The sequence below is a fragment of the Pseudomonas sp. R11-23-07 genome (assembly GCF_003852295.1).
Classification (GTDB): Bacteria; Pseudomonadota; Gammaproteobacteria; order Pseudomonadales; family Pseudomonadaceae; genus Aquipseudomonas.
Genome location: NZ_CP027761.1, coordinates 3488837 through 3506900 on the forward strand (window position 1 = coordinate 3488837; position 18064 = coordinate 3506900).

Sequence of the window (18064 nt, forward strand, 5' to 3'; positions counted from 1 at the left end):
CTAGCTGACCCACCGCCATCGGGAGCAAGCCCCCTCCCACAGTTTTGACCGCATTCCACTACAATGCCCTCCATTCATTTCCGGGGGGCTTCATGGACATCGAACTGGCACGCACCTTCCTCGAAATCACCCGCTGCGGCAGCCTGGCCGCGGCGGCGGAGAAACTGCACGTCACCCAGACCGCCATCACCGCACGGGTGAAAAACCTGGAAAACCAGTTGGGCAGTACGCTGTTCGTGCGCAATCGCGCCGGGGCCAGGCTGACCGCCGATGGCGAGGCCTTCGTGGTGTACGCCAACCAGTTGCTGCAAACCTGGGAAGCGGCACGCCGTGACCTGCCGTTGCCCGATGGCTATCGCAATGTGCTGCATATCGGCGGCGAAGTCAGCCTGTGCAACCCGTTGATGCTCGGCTGGGCCAAGGCGCTGCGCGAGCGGATACCGGGGCACGCGTTGCGCACTGAAGTGCGTGAAGGCGAGTACCTGTTGCGCCAGTTGGAACTGGGCGTGCTCGACGCCGCGCTGGTGTTCCAGCCGCAGTACTGGCCGGGCTTGCAGGTGGAGCAGGTGCTGGAAGAAAAACTGATCCTGGTGCAACTGGCGAGCAAGCCCGAGCCCTACGTGTATATCGATTGGGGCCCAGGCTTTCGCCAGCAGCACGACGCCGCCCTGCCCGACCGGGCGCGCGCGGCGGTGAGTTTCAACCTGGGGCCGCTGGCGTTGCAGTACATCCTCGAGAACGGCGGCGCCGGGTACTTCCGCACGCGGGTGGTGCAGAGCTACCTGGACAGCGGCGTGATGCAGCGCGTGGCCAAGGCGCCGGAGTTCAGTTTCCCGACCTATTTGGTGTACTCGCGGGCCCGGGACTCGGCGGTGCTGCAGCAGGCGTTGACGCTGTTGCGCGAGGTGGTCAAGGCCGAAGGTGACTGGTCCCAACGCTGGGACCCGCTGATTTGAATCACCCTGCCCCTGCGCCCATGCTAGCCTGCGGGTGTTTCCTCTCGCAGCCTTACCGATGAACAAGAAAAAGTCCGTCACCATCAGCGACATCGCCAAACGGGTGGGCATGACCACCATCACCGTGTCCCGGGCGCTGAGCAAACCTGACCTGGTCAAACCCGCCACCCTGGCGCGCATTCTGGAAGTGGCGCGCGAGCTCGACTACGTGCCCAACGCCTTCGCGCGCGGGCTCAAGCGCAGTGAGAGCCTGATCATCGGTGTGATCACCGCATCCGTAGACAACCCGTTCTACAGCGAGATGATCAAGGCGATTTCCCGCGAAGCGAAAAAACACGGCTACACCATCATGCTGGTGGACACCGATGAGCTGGAAGAACTGGAAAGCAAGGCCGTCGATACCCTGCTGGGGTATCGCGTGGCGGGGATCATCCTGTCGCCGGTCTCCGATGAGCCAAGTTACCAGCCCGACTATCTCGAGCGCCTGGGCAACGGCAAGACACCGGTGGTGCTGCTTGACCGCACGCTGCATGACAGCCCATTCAGCCGCGTGGTGCTCGACAACTACCACAGCGGCATCCAGGCCGCGCAGTATCTGTTGCGCCAAACCCCGAACCTTGAGCGCCTGCTGGTGCTGACCGGCCCCGAGCACTCGCGCATCACCGTGGAACGCCTCAAGGGCCTGCGCGAAGTGCTCGCCGAACATCCCCAGGTGCAGGTCGAAGTGCAGGCCGGGGACTACACGTTGATGCCGGCTTACCTGCACACCCTCGACTACCTCGCCGCGCACTCGGCGCCGGACGCGATCATGGGTTTCAACCAGTTGATCACCCTCGGCGCCCTGCGCGCGTTGCGCATGCACAACATCGCCCATGACAGCCTGACCATCTGCGGCATCGACCGCCTGCCCTTCGCCGACATTTTCGGTGTGCCCATCGCCTGTGTGGCCCACGACGCATCCCTGGCTGGCAGCAGCGCGGTGCGCCTGCTGCTCGATCGCCTGCAAGACCCGCACAAACCCCGGGACAAGGTGGTTATCGCCGGGCAGCTGGAGAACGGCTAGCGGCTGGTATAGCCGCCATCGATGGGCAGGCTCACGCCGCTGATCATGCTGGCGGCATCGCTGAGCAGGAACAGCACGGGCAACGCCACTTCCACGGTTTGCGCAAACCGGCCGAGGGGAATCGCGGCCAGCGCCGGATCGCGCTTGGCCGGATCCGACCAGGCCATGGTCGCCATCGGCGTGAGCGTGACGGTGGGGTTGACGCTGTTGACGCGAATGCCGAAGCGGCCCCATTCAGCGCATTGCACGCGGGTGATCGCATCCAGCGCGGCCTTGGAGGCGCAGTAGCCGAGGTGATCATCCAAGGCCACCAGCGAGGCCTGGCTGGACACGTTGACGATACTGCCGGCGATGCTCGCCTCGATCATCCTCGCCGCGACACGGCTGGCCACCTGCGCAGCGGCGCGGGCGTTGACGTTCATCACCTGGTCGAAGGCCGCAGCGCTGATGGAAACGGCGGGCTCCAGGCGTGAAATGCCGGCGCAGTTGACCAGGCCGTGCAGGGGCGGCAAGTCTTGCAATGCTTTATCGAGGGCCGCGCTGTCGGCGATATCCAGGCTCAGGGTATGGCAGCCTAATTCGGCCAAAGCTTGAGCATCGCGGCCCAGGGCGAATACTTCAGCGCCGCTGAGGATGAGCTGCCGGGCGATCTCGCGACCGATGCCACTGCTGGCGCCGGTGACGAGGATGCGGTGACGGGTGAAGTCAAAGCTGGCCTGCATAAATGAATTCCCAAAATAATGAAGAACCCCTGTGGGAGGGGGCTTGCTCCCGATGAGGGCGTGTCAGCCAATGCAGCTGTGACTGACCCACCGCCATCGGGGGCAAGCCCCCTCCCACATTTGGATGGTGTTGAATCAGGTGGGGCCGAGGTGCAAAGCTGGCCTGCATAAATGAAATTCCGAAAACAACGAAGATCCCCTGTGGGAGGGGGCTTGCTCCCGATGAGGGTGTGTCAGCCACTGCTGCTGTGACTGACCCACCGCTATCGGGAGCAAGCCCCCTCCCACATTTTTGGGCGGTGTTGGCTCAGGTAGCTTGCAGGTTGTGCATGATCGGTTTCAGGGCTGGGTAGAGCTTCAGATATTCGGAAAACGCCTGGTCGTAGATCGCGACGTTCTCGCGCTTGGGCTGTGCGCGCAGCGTCAACTGCACCCAGCCCTTATCCATCTGCCCATCACTGACCATCCCCACCGTATGCGCCGCCAACAATGCGGCCCCGAGCGCTGCTTCGACTTCCTGGACAATGGTGTACACCGGGTAGCGCGTCACATCCGCGATGATCTGCATCCACAGATCCGAATGGCTCGCACCGCCCACCACGATCAAACGCGGGTCAAGGGAATGCGCGCCCTGGGTGCCGGCTTCGATGTTGTGGCGCAGGGCAAAACTCACCCCTTCGAGCACGGCGCGGTACAGGTGCAGGCGCGTGTGATACAGGTTCAGCCCGACAAAACTGCCACTGGCGCGGTCATCCCATACCGGGCTGCGCTCCCCCATCAGGTACGGCAGGAACAACAGGCCCTCGCTGCCCGCCGGGATCGTCATCGCGCCCTGTTCCAGCAGCGCGAGGCTGTCCTGGCCGGTGGCCTGGGCGCGTTGCTCCTCGGCCTGGCAGAACTGCTCGCGAAACCAGCTGACCGACGCCCCGGCGGTGATCGCGCCGCCGAAGATGTACAGGTCGCGATGGCCGTTATAGACATGGGGCATGCTCACCAACCCGTGGTGCGCGTCGACCTGCTGGTTGAGGTATCCCCAACACATGCTGGTGCCGATCATCGCCACATGGTTGCCCGGTTGGGTGACGCCTGCGGCCAGGGTCGCCATGGCCGCATCCACGCCACCGGCGAGCACCGGCGTGCCTGCCTGCAAGCCCAGGCGGTCGGCCCAGTCTTCCAGCAGACCGCCCACCACTTCACCGGAATACACCAACCGCTCGGGCATCATCGATTGCGCGATGCCCAGCGCGTCGAGCATCTCGCCCGACCAACTGCGCGCAGCCACATCGTAGACACCGCCGATATTGCCGGCGCTGCTGTGGTCCACCGCCAGCGCGCCAGTCAGGCACCAGTTGATGTAGCTGTTGGGCGGCAGCAGGTAGCGCGTTTTGGCCCACACCTCAGGCCGATACTGCTTGAGCCAGAGCATCTTGGTGAAGCCGTAGTAACTGTCCACCGAATTCCCGGTGATCGCGAACAGCCGCTCCAGGTCCATGTGCTCACGCACCCACTGCACCTGCTCGCCAGCGCGCCGGTCCATCCAGATCAGGCACGGGTGCAACGGGGTGATCTGCGCATCCACCGCAATCCCCGAACCGCCATACAGGCTGCTGATGCACAGCGCCTTGACCTGCGCCTGCTCCACACCGGCCTTGACCATGCACTGCGCCACGCACGCCTCGACCGCCGCCAACCAGACCTGCGGCCATTGTTCGGCCCAGCGCACTTTCGGGGTATCCACGCGATACCCCTGGCTGTGCTGGGCGATGAGCGTGCCGTGGGCATCCACCAGCAGCGCCTTGGTGCTCTGGGTTCCGATGTCGACCCCGATCACGTAGTCCATGGTCAGAGCACCGGCTTCAACAAGACCTTGATCGACTTCGTGGAATTGGCCAGCTCGAAGGCTTCGGCAAAGTCATCCAGCGGGAAGTCATGGGTCACGATGCCCTGGGAGGTGACCAGGCCGCGCTCGAACAGGTCGATGGCGATCGGGTAGCAATACGGGCCGAGGTGGGCGCCGCGCACGTCCAGCTCCTTGCGGTCGCCGATGATCGACCAGTCCACGCTGGTCTCGGCGCCGAACACGCTGAACTCGACGAAACGCCCGAGCTTGCGGATCAGGTCCAGGCCCTGGGTGACGCCGGCCGGTACGCCGGTGGTCTCGATGTACACGTCGCAGCCGTATTTATCAGTAAGGCCGTTGATGATCTCGCGGGCGTTGTCGCGGGACGGATTGATCACCACATCGGCACCGAACTTCTTCGCCAACGCCAGGCGCTCGTCGACCATGTCGATCACCACCAGTTTTTTCGGCGTCTTCAGCGCCGCCACCTGCACCATGCACAGGCCCAGGGTACCGGCGCCGGCAATCACCACCACGTCATCGAGCTGGATATCGCCACGGTTGACCGTGTGGATCGAGCAGGCCATCGGCTCGACCAGCGCCGAGTCTTCCAGGGACACCGACTCGGGAATCCGGTGCACGATGGCGGTCTTGGGAATGCGCATGTACTGCGCCATGCCGCCCTCGGCGACTTCACGCTGGAAGCCGAAGATGTTGTGCACTTCGCACATCCAGTATTTGCCCGACTTGCAGAAACGGCACTTGGCGCACGGCACGATCTGCTCGGCGATCACCTTGTCACCCACCGCCACTTCGAAGTGTTCCTCGGCGCCCTCGCCCGCCTCCACCACATAGCCAAAAAACTCGTGGCCCGGCACCACCGGCGCCTTGACCCAGGGGTTGTCGCCGCCCCAGAACATCGCCGCGCCGGAATGGCACTTGCAGTCGCTGGCGCAGATACCGCACGCGGCGATACGGATCACCAGTTCATTGGCGCGCGCCTGGGGTTTGCCGATGCGCTCCAGGCGGTAGTCTTTGGGGCCGTGGCAGACGACGGCTTGCATCTCGGTGTGCTTGTCCATGGTGTTCGTCCTGTGTTGATCAGTGTTTATCGATGGCGCTGACGGCTGATAAAGATCGCCAGCAAAATGATTGCGCCCTTGATCACGCTCTGCACGTAAGGCGAGACGCCAAGCATGTTCAGGCCGTTGTTCAAAACGCCGAGCAGCATCGCGCCCAGCAACGTGCCGACGATCACCCCACGCCCTCCGGCAATTGATGCACCGCCCAGTACCACGGCGGCAATCGCGTCCAGCTCGAACGACACGCCGGCATTCGGCTGGCCGCTCATCAAGCGCGACGTCAGCACCAGCCCGGCAATCGCGGCGGTGAGGCCGCTGATGCCGTACACCAGCAACTTGAAGCGCGCCGCCCGCACCCCGGACAAGCGCACCGCCTCTTCATTGCCGCCGATGGCGTAGATGTAGCGACCGATGCGTGTGTGCTGCAGCAGCACATAAGCCGCCAGGTAGGTGAGCAGCATGATCAGGATCGGCACCTGGATGCCCCACACGCTGGCGCGGCCGAAGAAGGCGAACCACTCCGGCAGCCCGGAAATCGGGTAGCCGTCGGTGTACATCAGCCCGAACCCACGGGCGATGCCCATGGTCGCCAGGGTCACGATGATCGGCGGCATATGCAGGTAGGCCACGAACAGGCCGTTGCCGATGCCGAACGCCACACCCACCAGCATCCCGGCGCCGATGGCCAGGCCCGGCGGCACACCCGCGACCATCAAGCCGGCCGTGAGCGTGCCGGACAACGCCATCACCGGCCCCACCGACAGATCGATGCCGCCGGTGAGAATCACGCAGGTCATGCCCACCGCGATAATCGCGTTGATCGACACCTGGCGGGCGATGTTCGACAGGTTGCTGGCGGTGAGAAAGGTGTCGCTGGCCAGGATCATCACCAGGGTCACCACCACCAGCCCGACGAAGGGATAAAACGCCGGCGAGCGCAGCAGCCGCGCCAGGTTCAGGCGCAACCGGCCGCTGCCTGCAAGGTTAATGGACGTATTCACTGGAGCCCCCTGTTGCATGGCGCATGACCTCTTGAGGATTGACGGCGGACGCTTCCAGCACCTTGACGATCGCGCCCTTGTGGAACACCGCGACGCGGTCGCACATGCCGATGACTTCCGGCAGTTCGGAGGAAATCATGATGATCGCGTAGCCCTGTTCGGTCAGGCTGCGCATCAGCGCGTAGATCTGCGCCTTGGCCCCCACATCGATGCCACGGGTGGGTTCGTCGAACACCAGCACGTCGCAGTGGTGGTTGATCCAGCGGGCGATCACGACTTTCTGCTGGTTGCCGCCGCTGAGGTTGAACACTCGGCTTTCCGCGCTGGGCGCCTTGATCGACAGCTGGCGCATCAGGGCTTCGACGCTGGCGCATTCCCTGGCCTTGTCGATCAGGCCCGTGGCGTTCTGGTATTTGGGCAGGTTATTCAGCGAGATATTTTCGCGAATGCTGAAGTCAGTGATCAGCCCTTCGCTCTTGCGGCTCTCCGGCAGCAGGCCGATGCCATGGGCAAGTGCCTGGGCCGGGTCGTCGAGGCTGACCTTTGCGCCGCGCAGCCATACGTCTTTGCTCACCGAGGGCAGCGCGCCCATCATGCCCAGGGCCAGCTCGGTACGGCCCGAACCGACGAGGCCGGCAAAGCCGAGGATCTCACCCTGGTGCAGGTTGAAGCGGTTGTGCGGGCCGTTGCGCACCAGCTGGATGTCCTTGACCTCCAGCAGCAAAGGCCCGCGTGCAGTGGTGGGCTTGGGCGGGAAACTGCAGGCCAGGCGGCGGCCGACCATCATTTCGACCAAGCGGTCGATGTCGCTGTCGGCCACATCGGTGACGCCCACGTTAGCGCCGTCGCGCAGCACGCTGATGCGGTCGCACACCTGGAAAATCTCCTCCAGATGGTGCGAGATAAAGATCACCGCCACGCCCTGGCGCTTGAGCTCGCGCATGATCTCGAACAGCAGCTCGGCTTCGCTGGGGGTCAGCGTCGCGGTGGGCTCATCGAGCACCAGCAAGCGCGCGTCCAGGGCCAGGGCCTTGGCGATTTCGACAAACTGCTGCTCGGCCACGCTCAGGTGCTTGACCGCGCAATCAAGGTTGATCGACACACCCAGGCGCTTGAACAGCGCTTCGCAGGCCTCACGCATGTCGCGCTTGCGCAACAGGCCGAAGCGGTTGCTCAGCTCATGGCCGAGAAAGATGTTTTCCACGGCCGTGAGGTAGGGAATCAGGCTGAACTCCTGGAACACGATGCCGATGCCGGCGGCAATCGCGTCCCGGTAGGTCGCAAATTGCCGGGCCTGGCCGTCGATCAGGATCTGCCCTTCGTCCTGATGCTCGACACCGCCGAGGATTTTCATCAGGGTGGATTTGCCCGCGCCATTTTCCCCGAGCAACGCGTGGATTTCGCCGCGCTCCACTTGCAGGTTGATGGACGTGAGGGCTTGCACCCCCGGGTAACGCTTACAGATGTTTTCCAGCTTCAGAAGACTGCTCATACCGCCGACCTCGCATTCAGAAGGACAACCCGAGCCCCACGGCGGGCGTGGGGCGCGGGCGATTTACCAGCTGAAGTCCTTGGCCTTGGCCTGGTCGATCAAGGTGATGTCCACCGGCAGCGTGGCGGGCACTTGCGCGCCCCACTTCCGGGCCAGGGCAATGCCCAAGGCAAGGCGGATCTGGTCGCGGGGGTATTGGGCCGAGGTGGCGATGAACTTGCTGCCGGGTTTCTGGATCGCCTTGATCGCTTCCGGCGCGCCGTCGACGCTGACCAGCTTCACATCCAGGCCGCTGGCTTCGATGGCCGACAGCGCACCGAGGGAGCCATTGTCGTTCACGCTGAAAATGCCCTTGAGGGTGGGCTGGGCCTGCAACATGTTTTCGGTGACGGTCAGCGCCTGGTCACGTTCCTGCTTGCCGTTCTGGATGCTGACAATCTTGATCTGCGGGTGCTTGGCCGCCGCCTCCTTGCAACCGCGCACACGTTCCAGGATCGGCACCACGGCGATGCCGTCGAGGATGGCGATGTTGCCTTTGTCACCGATATTTTTGGCCAGGTATTCGCAGGCCTGGAAACCGGCGTCGTAGTTTTTCGAGCCGACGAAGGAATCCAGCGGGCCATCGGCCTGGGCGTCCACCGCCACCACGACCACACCGGCGGCATGGGCGGACTTGACCGCCGATTGCACGCCCACCGAGTCGGTCGGGTTGATCAGCAGGATATCGATGCCTTTTTGCAGCATGTCTTCGACATCGCTGACTTGCTTGGACACGTCATGGCGGGCGTCGGTGATGATCAGTGTCGCACCAATGCTCGCGCCAGCTTCTTCCAGGGCGTTTTTCATGGTGACGAAATAAGGATTGTTGATTTCCTGGAACGAAGCGCCGATGCGGATCGGTTTGGCGACGTCGGCAAAAACGGCGGAAACGCTGCCCAGGGTGATGCTGGCAGCCAGTAAACACAGGGTTTTCGGGAGCATTTTCATGGCGTGGGTCTCTGTTTTGTTTTTATTTTTAGAGCAAATGTTATCGTTAACATTTTGCGAGAAGCTAGCAAGTAAATGAGGCCCGCGCAAGGGGCCGTTGATCAGTCTTGATTCAAATGTGGGAGGGAGCTGATCGTTCCCACGCTCTGCGTGGGAATGCCTTCTGCGACGCTCCGCGTCGCGCCAACCGCTGCACGTTTCGGCTACCGCGCACAGGTGACGCAGAGCGTCACGGGCTGCATTCCCACGCGGGAGCGTGGGAACGATCTATACACACGAAGCAAAAAAAGGGACAGCCTCTGGAGGCTGCCCCTTCTGTTTCACATCACGCTGTCAAGGGATGATGGTCTGGGTGCAGATATGCCCCAGGCTGACGTATGGCTTGCTATCACCGCCGACGCCCACGCCGGGGAACTCGGCCAGTTCGATGCGCCAGCCACCCTCGTTGTAGGTGGTTCTCCACCGGTACGGCACACCGGTGCTGCTGTCGTTGATCACCGTGGTGTAATCACCGAAGCAGGTGCCGATATTGGCCGTGGCCGTGGACGCACCGGCGCTGTTGGTGGTCGCCGGGTAGTCGACCCAGTGGAAGTTCAGGTCAACGAAGTGGTTGTCCACGCGCAGCACCGGGGTGACGCCCAGCAACGGCGCGCCGGTGGAGTCAGACCACTGGGTGGACCAATTCAATTGCCGTGCGGTTTGGGTGGCCAGCGGAGCCTCGCTGACCGGCACCCGCACGATGTTGTCACCCTTCACATCAAACGTCTTCAGGCTCGGCGTGGAACCCAGGCTCAACTGGTAATACTTGCTTGGGTCCTGCGCCACCGCCGGGTTGGCCCGCACACGCACCTTCACCGTAGTGCCCGGCGCGACGCTCGGGTAGGTCGAGGTGGAACCCGCCGGCACGGTGATCCAATTGGCACCATCGAAGCGATCGAAGATCCACTGCTCACGGCTGCCGTTCTCGTCGCCCGCCAGGTACATGCTCACGCTTTGGCCACGGACCGCCTTGAAGTCGAAATAATCCACGTCGCCGGCATTGTCGAGGTTACCGCTGAGCTTGTTCATCGAGTCCGGCAAGACGAACGCGGTTTGCGCGCTGTCGTTGGGCTCAAACGCGTCGACGTTGCTGTCCACCGCCACGCCGAAACTGAACTGCGCGTTATCGGCGACATTAGCCACCATGTACCAGTAATAATCACCGGCCGGCAGTACGCCGTTGAGGTATTCATCGGCATTGCCCGCGGCATCCGAAGTCCCTACCACACTCAGATTGCCCTGGCCGTCGTCCTGAAACAGGGTCAGCGCCATATCCGCGCCTGCGCTCTGGTTGACCAGTTGCACCTGCACCCGCGCGTTCTGCGGCAGGTTGAAGTGGTAGGCAAATTCGTTACCGGCCTGCACTCCATCGACGGTGTAGAGCGTGTTGATATCCAGGGTTGGGAACAGCGGCTCAAACGCTGCAACCGCCGCGTTTTTCAGCTCGCTTTGCGCCGGTTTCTTCAGCTCACCGACCACGCTGTCGAACGGCGCGGACTTGGGGGCTTTGGTCACTGCCTTGGATTGGCCGGACTTGGCCACCGACAGTTTCTTTTTGAGTTGCGGCGAGACCTGCGAGGCGTCCAGCTTGCCGCCGGACTTGAGCGCTTTGTTCGCGGCCTGCTTGACCGCTTCGGCACTGAGTGTCCGAGGCGCTTGATCAGCGAGGGAGAAGGCCGAGACGAAGCAGGAGGCCATCACGGCAGCACTTAGCATAAGGGCTTTTTTCGATTTCATTTTTTTATCCATCCATAGTTAAAAAATTGAAGCTCAGGTGAGCGGTGACATCCGGTCACCTGGGATGGACTGTAGGACAGCACTGTTTATATGTACAGTATTTTCTGAATTTTTTGTCGGACATGTCGGAGCAAGCCCGATGAAAAATCCTAGTACCCGGTCATCTCCAAATACCCTACTCCACCGTCGAACTTCACCGGCCCTTCCCAGTAGGGAATCCCCAGGTTCATCCACGCTTTCGGGTTGACGGCTTCGGTAGTGATATCCAGGTGTTTGCCGGGAATTTTCAGCGACCAGCGCGTGGGGATACTGCGCCCGTCGATCTGGGTGCTGGTCAGCGGCGCCAGTTGGATATCGGCGTTGTGCAAGGTCTCGGTACGGCCTTGCGCATCGATCCAGGTGCCGGTGAGGTAGCCGCCACCGTCCTTCTGCCGCACGCGAAACAGCATCAGGTGTTCGCCTCGGTCCAGGTGCAGGGAGAACCAGTCCCAGCCGGTCTGGTTCGCGGCCAGTGGCTGGCTGCTCCATTCACGGTCGAGCCAGGCAGGGCCGCTGACTTGGTAGGTCTGGCCGTCGATGCTGAGGCTGCCGTTGGCGTTGAAGAACGGCTGGCTGTAGTAGTAGGACGCCTGGCCCTGGTCGGATTTGCGGCTGTAGCCGTTGTCGCCCTGCAGCACCAGCGGGCGGCTGGAGGTCAGCTGCAGGTCGTAGGCGAACTGCGCGCCACGGGCCTTGAGTTGCATGGCGGCCAACGGGTTGGCGGCGCCGGCGCGGGTGGCGAAGGTCCAGTCGTCGATCCAGGCGTTGAAGGGCTGCGCCTGCGCCCCGGCCTGGCCGACGCCACCCCGGGCGAAGCGCTCGGCGGCGGAGTGCCGGGTGGCGGAGGTGACGGCGGCATGGCCGAGCCAGATCGTGGGGTCGCGCCAGCCCGCTTGTGTCGGCCCCGCTTTCACGGCATTGCGAAACAGCGTCCATTGCACGCCGAAGGCATTGCCCTGGGCGTCCTTGAGGTTGGCGGTGACGTACCACCATTCAATGCGAAAGCCCGGATGGGGGCCGTGGTCCTCGGGGAAGCTGAAGACTTTGCCGGGCACCACTTGGACGAAGTCTGCCGCGTCGCTGCCCAGGCCAGCAAAGCTCTCCTGGGGCGCCGGCGCCTGGTCGCAGGCGCTCAGCAGCAGCAACACCGCCCACCCCAACGCTTTAATCTTCATGGGCAAAGGTCCTCAACAAATCCGCCGGGCGGCTGCGATACAGCTGCCACAACGGCCAGGCCGAGGCGAGCAAGGTCGCAAGCATCGCCAGCCCCATCAATTGCGCCAGCTGCCACGGGAACACCTGCAACGGCAGGCGCCAGCCAAAGGCTTGTACGTTGATCACCGCATCCAGGCACCACGCCAGCAGCAGCCCCAACGGCAACGCCAGCACCAGGGTGAGTACCGCCAGCAGCCAGGTCTGGCCGAGGTTGAGCAGCATCAGTTGGCGCCGCGTCACCCCCAATGCCCACAGCGGCGCGAGTTGGCCGAGGCGGCTCTGACTCTGGGTCAGCAGGCTGATGAACAGCGCCACACCGGCCACGCCAAGGGTCAGGCTGTTCAACGCGGCGGTGGCGGCGAAGGTGCGTTCGAAGACCTGGCTGGACCAGCCCTTGAGTTGTTGTTGATCGACGATGCGGCTGTCTTCCAGGGCGAATTCACGCTGCACTTCATGTATCAGCGGCTGCACGTCCTGGGGCGCCACGCGCAAGTTGAAACGCACCGGTGACAGGCTCGGCCAATGCGCCAACAAGTGCTTGGCGTTGACCAGCAGATGGCCCTTGGGGTTGCCGTAATCGGCGTAGATTCCGACGATTTCCGGCGCCCATAGGCCTTGGGGCGTGGGGACTTGTACCGTGTCGCCCAGCCGGACGTTCAAGCGCCGCGCCAATTGCTCGCTGAGCATCACGCTGTCGTCCTGCAGCAAGCGGTCCCAGGGCGTACTCGCTGCCTCCAGCAACGGCCAGTGCTGGCGATAGGTGGGGTCGTCGACCACGCCAAACACCTCCGCCGGCCAGCCTTGCAGTTGCACCGCGACCTGCCAGCTGGGCAGTACCGCACGCACCAGCGGTTGTTGCGCCAGCCACGCCTGCAGGTGCTGCGCCTGGGCCGGATTTTGCGGGTTGAGGTACAGCTCGGCGGTAAGGCGCTGTTCCAGCCAATTGTTGAACGTGCTGCGAAAACCCGAGGTCATCGAGCCTGCACCGATGTTCGCCGCCAGGGCCAACAGCAACGCCATCAATGCCAGGCTCAAGGCCGGCAGTTGCTGGCGGCAATCGGCCAGGAACCACTGGCCCAGCACCGAACGGCTGCGCCCCAGCACACCCTTCAACAGCACATTGAGCAGAACCGGCAAGCCAAGTGCGGCGCCCAGCAGCAAGGCTGCCATCAGTACGAACCCGGCGGCCAGGCTGTTGCCCCAGACCAGCGCCAGCAAGGCGATGAGCAGGGCCGCGGCCGCCACCCAGCCCTGGCGTCGCAACCAACGCCCATGGGCCTCATGCCAGGCCTGGGCGTTGGCCAGCGCCAGCAGCGGCAAGCGTGCCGCACGCCACAGGCTGCTGGCCCCGGCGAGCAACGCACCGAGCAGGCTCAAGCCCAAACCGGCCAGCCACCACCACGGGCTCAAGCTCAGTTGGCCGGCGACTTCGGCACCGTACAGGCCGCGCAGGCTGGCCGCGACATCCGGCAGCAACAGGCTGGCGAGCAGGTAACCGCTGGCCACACCGAGCACGCCGCCGAGCAAGGCGAGGAACCCCAGCTCAACGCCCAGGCTCAGGATCAGCATGCGTGCGCTGACCCCGCAGGCGCGCAGGGTGCGCAGCAGGCCCCGGCGTTGCTCCAGGGCCAGGCCGATGGCCGCGTGCACGATAAACAGCCCCACCACAAAGGACAGAAAGCCCAAGGCGTCGAGGTTCAGGTGAAAGCTTTCGGTGAGGCGCGAGAGGTTATTGTCGTCGCCCTGTTTGAGTTGCAGCCCGGCGGGCGGCGTGGGATGGCCGGCGGCGAAGCGGTTGTCCAGGAGCAGGCGCGACAGCCGTCCATGCATGTCGAGCAAGGGCTGGGCAAAGCCGATGTCGGTGAGCAACATGCCGGGGGCCATGTCCGGCTGCACCTGCAGCGGCGGCAGGCGTTGCCCGTTAGCCGTCAGTGGTTGTTCGCCTGGGCGCAAGCCAAGGGCCTGCAAGGTTTGCGCGGCAATCCAGGTGCGCCCCGGCGCCTCGAAAAATGCCAGCATCTGTGCCTGGCTCAAGCGTTGCCCCGCCACGCTGCCGCTACCGGGCAACGACACCGGCTCGATGCCCATCAATTGCAGGCGCTGTTCTTCATGCCCTTTGAGCACTATTCGCCCCTGCACCACCGGTGACACCGGCCAGCCAGCGCGGCGCAGCTCGGCGAACAACGCCTGTGGGAAGCCGGCACCGTCCGGCGCGCTCAAGCTGGCTTGCGGTGCGCCGCCGATCAACTGGCTGGCGCGCGCATAGCCGTCGCGCGCCTGGCTGTTGAGGGCCTGCACCCCGGTCAATAACGCGGTGGCCAGCCACAGGCCGGTCAGCACGCTGAAAAACTGCACGGGGTGGCGCCGCCAATGGCTCAACAGCGCCCGCAGCGCCCAATGGAACACCGCCATCTCAGCGCGGGTCCATCGGCACGACGCGGCCGTGGTGCAGCACCACCTGCCGATCCAGGCGCGCGGCGAGACGCGGGCTGTGAGTGACCATCAACAGGCTGGTGGGGCTGTCGCGCAGCAGGTCGAGCAGCAGTTGCAGCACCTCGTCGCTGGTAGTTTCGTCGAGGTTGCCAGTGGGCTCGTCGGCCAAGAGCAGGCCGGGGCGCGACGCCAGTGCGCGCCCCACAGCCACCCGCTGTTGCTGGCCGCCGGAGAGCTGCTCCGGGTAACGCTTGAGCAGGTCGCCCAGCCCCAGGCGCTCCACCAACTGCGCCTGCCACAGCGGATCGAAACGCCCGGCCAGGCGCGCCTGGAACGCCAGGTTGTCCTCGACGCGCAAACTGCCGATCAGATTGAACTGCTGGAACACCAGGCCGATTTCGGTGCGTCGCCAATGGGCCAACTGCCCTTCGTTAAGGCGATCGAGGCGCTGGCCGCCGATCAGGATGCTGCCGCCATCCACGCGGTCGAGCCCGGCCACCAGGTGCAGCAACGTGCTTTTGCCACTGCCCGACTCGCCCATCAGCGCGAGGCTGCTGCGCGCCCCCAGGTGCAGATCGACGCCTGCCAGAACGGCCAGCGGGCCTTGAGGGGTCGCGTAATGTTTAACAACACCTTCTACCTGCAACATCACCAACACTCGGGTTAAGGACTGCAAACGAGAATAACGGCTGCCGCGCGTTTCTACGCAATTTTTTCACATTGATTTCACCGCGCGCCCACCCCAGACACTTTAAATTCCCACCCACGCCTCATTAACCGGACACTTCAAAGTTGCCCAAAGCAGTGTTTCTTAATATCCATATGTTCAGCTAAAAGACAGCAGCCCTATGACAGGCTTTTGCTCCACTAAGGGCATCTGCCGTATTAGTTGCGTCTGTCTTTTAACAACAAAACATTCATTCGTGTCCATGGTGAACAACGTGGCAGACATCACCCTGACCAAACCCCCACGGGCGAGGTTAAAGCGCCTGAAGAAATTCCGCGTGCCAGTAGCAAGTATCATTGTGTTCGCACTGCTCTTGACCGGTTTTGTATTCTGGCCACGGTCACCGGAAGATCTGGGCATCGGCAACCGCCTGGTCACCTCCGGGGTGCTCGCCAGCTGGCGCAACGGCGACCTGGTCGTGCTGGTGCGCCACGAAGAGCGCTGCGACCGCTCGCACAACCCCTGCTACGGTCCGGCCGACGGCCTGACGGTCAATGGCACGCAACGCGCGGCCGACCTGGGCATAGCCTTTGAGACACTGGGCATGGAGCGCACCGACGTGCTCAGCAGCCCCACCACGCGTACTGCGCAGACGTCGCTGTTCATGTTCGGCAAGACCGAGCTGTCCCCTGGCCCCCTCGCCATCTGCGGTAATGCCATGGGCGAAGAAATCCTCAGCCATAAACAGGCGGACCGCAACCTGATGCTGATCACCCATAGCGCCTGCATGAGTGATTTCCAGGAGGCACTCGGCTACCCCCATGCGCAAGCCGCCGAGTATGGCAGCGCACTCTTCGTACAGGTATTGCCCAACAGCACACTCAAAGCAATCGGCACGATGAAAATCCAGGAGTGGGCCGCCGCGCTGAAGCAACTTTAAATACACTTTTTTACATATTGCCCAGTAGTGCGTTCAGCAAGACGACAGCCTGCGTCTGGCATTTTAAGTGCGCCTGTTAGTTCAGGACGCCCTAACTTCCCAATGAATTAGTGACCCTCTTAATGCCTGACGTCTTTAACTGTTCAAACTTCGCACGCACGACTGAACGCCATGGCGTGACACGGTCATGAGCCGATTGCAGCCCTTGCCGGTGTTCTTGCTTGGCCTGGTCATTTTCTTCGTGCTGCCGTTGGGTTTGCACGGCTTATGGATCCCGGATGAAACCCGCTATGCCCAGGTCAGCCAGGAAATGTTGATGAGCGGCAACTGGGTGGCGCCGCACTTCATGGGCGTGCGTTATTTCGAGAAGCCAGCTGCGGGTTATTGGCTGATCGCTCTGGGCCAGGCGGTGTTTGGCGAGAACCTGTTCGGCGTGCGTATCGCCTCTGTCCTGACCACGGCGTTGAGCGTGCTGTTGGCCTACGTGATTGCCCGCCGCCTGTGGAACGAGCCGCGTAAAAGCTTCGCCTGCGCTCTGCTGTACATGAGCTTCGGCCTGGTAGCCGGGCAAGCGGGCTATTCCAACCTCGATCCGCAATTCACCTTCTGGGTCAACCTGAGCCTGGTCGCGCTTTGGTTTGCGCTCGACAGCGCCACCCCACGCGGTCGCCTGGGTGCCTGGGCCTTACTGGGGCTGGCCTGCGGCGTGGGCTTCATGACCAAGGGCTTTCTGGCGTGGCTGCTGCCGGTGCTGATCGCCGTGCCGTACCTGATGTGGCAGCGACGCGTCGGCGAGTTGCTGCGGTACGGGCCTTTGGCGATCCTGGTCGCGGTGCTGGTCTGCTTGCCGTGGGCGTTGGCGATTCATGTGCAGGAACCGGATTACTGGCGCTTCTTCTTCTGGCATGAACACATCCGCCGCTTCGCCTCGGACACGGCGCAGCATGCGCGGCCGTTCTGGTTTTTCCTGCCGATCATGGTGGTGGCATGCCTGCCCTGGTCAGCCCTGTTGCCCGTCACCCTGCTCAAGGCCTGGAAAGACAAGCGCCAGCCCGCCATTGCCTTTCTCGCCTTGTGGCTGTTGCTGCCCCTGGGTTTTTTCAGCCTGAGCAGCGGCAAGCTGCCGACCTACATCATGCCGTGCCTGTTACCTTTGGCGCTGCTGATGGGCCATGCTTTGATCGACCTGATCAACCAACACAAGCCCCGTGCGATCTTCATCAACGGCGCGCTCAACTTCATCCTCGGCATGGCGGCCATGGTCACGCTGATTTACCTGCAGATCGCCAACCCGATCTACAGCAACAGCCACGCCGAGATGTTCAGCCTGTCCCTGACCTTTATCGTGCTGCTCGGCTGGATCCTGGCCAATCTGCTGCAAGCGATGCGCCCGTTGAGCTTATGGGCGACGCCGGCCCTGGGTATCGGCCTGCTGGTGGCGCTGCTGCCGGCGGGCATGCCGCACACCATCGCGGCGAACGAAATGCCCGACCAGTTCGTGCTTGAACATCTGGATGAACTGCAACACACCCATGCTTTGCTGAGCAATGAACTGGGCTCGGCGTCGGCCCTGGCGTGGCGCCTGCGCCGGCCGGACGTGGCGTTCTACAACACCGCGGGCGAACTGCGCTACGGCCTGGACTACCCGGATTCGCAGCCGCGCAAGGTCACCCTGGACAGCGTTCAGTCCTGGCTGACCGAGGCCCGCCGCCAAGGTTCGGTCGGCGTGCTGATGCGCGTCATGAGCACCAGCGAACACCTTGAGGAAGGCCAACTGCCGCCCGGTGGCAAGCGCTACCGCAAGGGCGACCTGGTGCTGACGATTTACCCCCAACAACCTTGATCGACTCA

14 protein-coding genes are annotated in these 18064 nt (G+C 63.3%); 4 read left to right on the forward strand and 10 right to left on the reverse strand.

The features are described 5' to 3' along the window. The first annotated feature begins 92 nt into the window (after positions 1–92). Positions 93–956, forward strand: coding sequence for a LysR family transcriptional regulator (locus tag C4J84_RS15910; RefSeq protein ID WP_124367546.1), 864 nt, complete (start codon positions 93–95; stop codon positions 954–956). A 58-nt stretch (positions 957–1014) separates the two neighbouring features. After that, positions 1015–2019 carry a LacI family DNA-binding transcriptional regulator gene (locus C4J84_RS15915; RefSeq protein ID WP_124363442.1) on the forward strand — a complete coding sequence of 335 codons (1005 nt, stop codon included), beginning with the start codon at positions 1015–1017 and terminating at the stop codon, positions 2017–2019. Here C4J84_RS15915 and C4J84_RS15920 read toward each other — a convergent pair. From C4J84_RS15920 to C4J84_RS15965, 10 genes are all read right to left on the reverse strand, one after another. Continuing rightward, complete coding sequence (locus tag C4J84_RS15920) at positions 2016–2741, reverse strand: SDR family oxidoreductase (protein ID WP_124367547.1); 726 nt, start codon at positions 2739–2741, stop codon at positions 2016–2018. The genes C4J84_RS15915 and C4J84_RS15920 overlap by 4 nt on opposite strands. Positions 2742–3048: 307 nt before the next feature. Next, positions 3049–4581 (reverse strand): FGGY-family carbohydrate kinase, encoded by a 1533-nt coding sequence (locus C4J84_RS15925; RefSeq protein WP_124435709.1) that lies wholly within the window; start codon positions 4579–4581, stop codon positions 3049–3051. A 2-nt stretch (positions 4582–4583) separates the two neighbouring features. Further along, positions 4584–5663, reverse strand: coding sequence for an alcohol dehydrogenase catalytic domain-containing protein (locus C4J84_RS15930; protein WP_124435710.1), 1080 nt, complete (start codon positions 5661–5663; stop codon positions 4584–4586). Between the two features lie 26 nt (positions 5664–5689). Further along, complete coding sequence (locus C4J84_RS15935) at positions 5690–6682, reverse strand: ABC transporter permease (protein ID WP_124363446.1); 993 nt, start codon at positions 6680–6682, stop codon at positions 5690–5692. Further along, positions 6648–8156: a sugar ABC transporter ATP-binding protein gene (locus C4J84_RS15940; RefSeq protein ID WP_124371190.1), complete on the reverse strand. Its 1509-nt coding sequence runs from the start codon at positions 8154–8156 to the stop codon at positions 6648–6650. Before C4J84_RS15940 ends, C4J84_RS15935 begins: the two co-directional genes overlap by 35 nt. A 63-nt stretch (positions 8157–8219) precedes the next feature. Continuing rightward, positions 8220–9143, reverse strand: a complete 924-nt coding sequence (locus C4J84_RS15945) for a substrate-binding domain-containing protein (protein ID WP_124435711.1) — start codon at positions 9141–9143, stop codon at positions 8220–8222. A gap of 333 nt (positions 9144–9476) precedes the next feature. Beyond that, positions 9477–10919 carry a hypothetical protein gene (locus C4J84_RS15950; protein WP_124435712.1) on the reverse strand — a complete coding sequence of 481 codons (1443 nt, stop codon included), beginning with the start codon at positions 10917–10919 and terminating at the stop codon, positions 9477–9479. Between the two features lie 149 nt (positions 10920–11068). Then, positions 11069–12133: a lipocalin-like domain-containing protein gene (locus C4J84_RS15955; protein ID WP_124435713.1), complete on the reverse strand. Its 1065-nt coding sequence runs from the start codon at positions 12131–12133 to the stop codon at positions 11069–11071. Continuing rightward, entirely contained in the window at positions 12123–14585 is a 2463-nt protein-coding gene (locus C4J84_RS15960; protein WP_124371194.1) for an FtsX-like permease family protein, read from the reverse strand. The genes C4J84_RS15955 and C4J84_RS15960 overlap by 11 nt, the downstream gene beginning before the upstream one ends. A 1-nt stretch (position 14586) precedes the next feature. After that, positions 14587–15255, reverse strand: a complete 669-nt coding sequence (locus C4J84_RS15965; RefSeq protein ID WP_124371195.1) for an ABC transporter ATP-binding protein — start codon at positions 15253–15255, stop codon at positions 14587–14589. A 280-nt stretch (positions 15256–15535) separates the two neighbouring features. Here C4J84_RS15965 and C4J84_RS15970 point away from each other — a divergent pair, with 280 nt between their 5' ends. After that, positions 15536–16213 carry a histidine phosphatase family protein gene (locus tag C4J84_RS15970; protein WP_177412778.1) on the forward strand — a complete coding sequence of 226 codons (678 nt, stop codon included), beginning with the start codon at positions 15536–15538 and terminating at the stop codon, positions 16211–16213. A gap of 187 nt (positions 16214–16400) precedes the next feature. Continuing rightward, positions 16401–18056: a lipid IV(A) 4-amino-4-deoxy-L-arabinosyltransferase gene (gene arnT, locus C4J84_RS15975; protein WP_124371196.1), complete on the forward strand. Its 1656-nt coding sequence runs from the start codon at positions 16401–16403 to the stop codon at positions 18054–18056. The last annotated feature ends 8 nt before the right edge of the window (positions 18057–18064 follow it).

Excerpts from the sequence above, each read along its gene's own strand:
- C4J84_RS15910 (WP_124367546.1), top strand. The coding sequence starts at position 93 with ATGGACATCGAACTGGCACGCACCTTCCTCGAAATCACCCGCTGCGGC.
- C4J84_RS15915 (WP_124363442.1), top strand. The coding sequence starts at position 1,015 with ATGAACAAGAAAAAGTCCGTCACCATCAGCGACATCGCCAAACGGGTG.
- C4J84_RS15920 (WP_124367547.1), bottom strand. The coding sequence starts at position 2,741 with ATGCAGGCCAGCTTTGACTTCACCCGTCACCGCATCCTCGTCACCGGC.
- C4J84_RS15925 (WP_124435709.1), bottom strand. The coding sequence starts at position 4,581 with ATGGACTACGTGATCGGGGTCGACATCGGAACCCAGAGCACCAAGGCG.
- C4J84_RS15930 (WP_124435710.1), bottom strand. The coding sequence starts at position 5,663 with ATGGACAAGCACACCGAGATGCAAGCCGTCGTCTGCCACGGCCCCAAA.
- C4J84_RS15935 (WP_124363446.1), bottom strand. The coding sequence starts at position 6,682 with ATGCAACAGGGGGCTCCAGTGAATACGTCCATTAACCTTGCAGGCAGC.
- C4J84_RS15940 (WP_124371190.1), bottom strand. The coding sequence starts at position 8,156 with ATGAGCAGTCTTCTGAAGCTGGAAAACATCTGTAAGCGTTACCCGGGG.
- C4J84_RS15945 (WP_124435711.1), bottom strand. The coding sequence starts at position 9,143 with ATGAAAATGCTCCCGAAAACCCTGTGTTTACTGGCTGCCAGCATCACC.
- C4J84_RS15950 (WP_124435712.1), bottom strand. The coding sequence starts at position 10,919 with ATGAAATCGAAAAAAGCCCTTATGCTAAGTGCTGCCGTGATGGCCTCC.
- C4J84_RS15955 (WP_124435713.1), bottom strand. The coding sequence starts at position 12,133 with ATGAAGATTAAAGCGTTGGGGTGGGCGGTGTTGCTGCTGCTGAGCGCC.
- C4J84_RS15960 (WP_124371194.1), bottom strand. The coding sequence starts at position 14,585 with ATGGCGGTGTTCCATTGGGCGCTGCGGGCGCTGTTGAGCCATTGGCGG.
- C4J84_RS15965 (WP_124371195.1), bottom strand. The coding sequence starts at position 15,255 with ATGTTGCAGGTAGAAGGTGTTGTTAAACATTACGCGACCCCTCAAGGC.
- C4J84_RS15970 (WP_177412778.1), top strand. The coding sequence starts at position 15,536 with ATGGTGAACAACGTGGCAGACATCACCCTGACCAAACCCCCACGGGCG.
- arnT (WP_124371196.1), top strand. The coding sequence starts at position 16,401 with ATGAGCCGATTGCAGCCCTTGCCGGTGTTCTTGCTTGGCCTGGTCATT.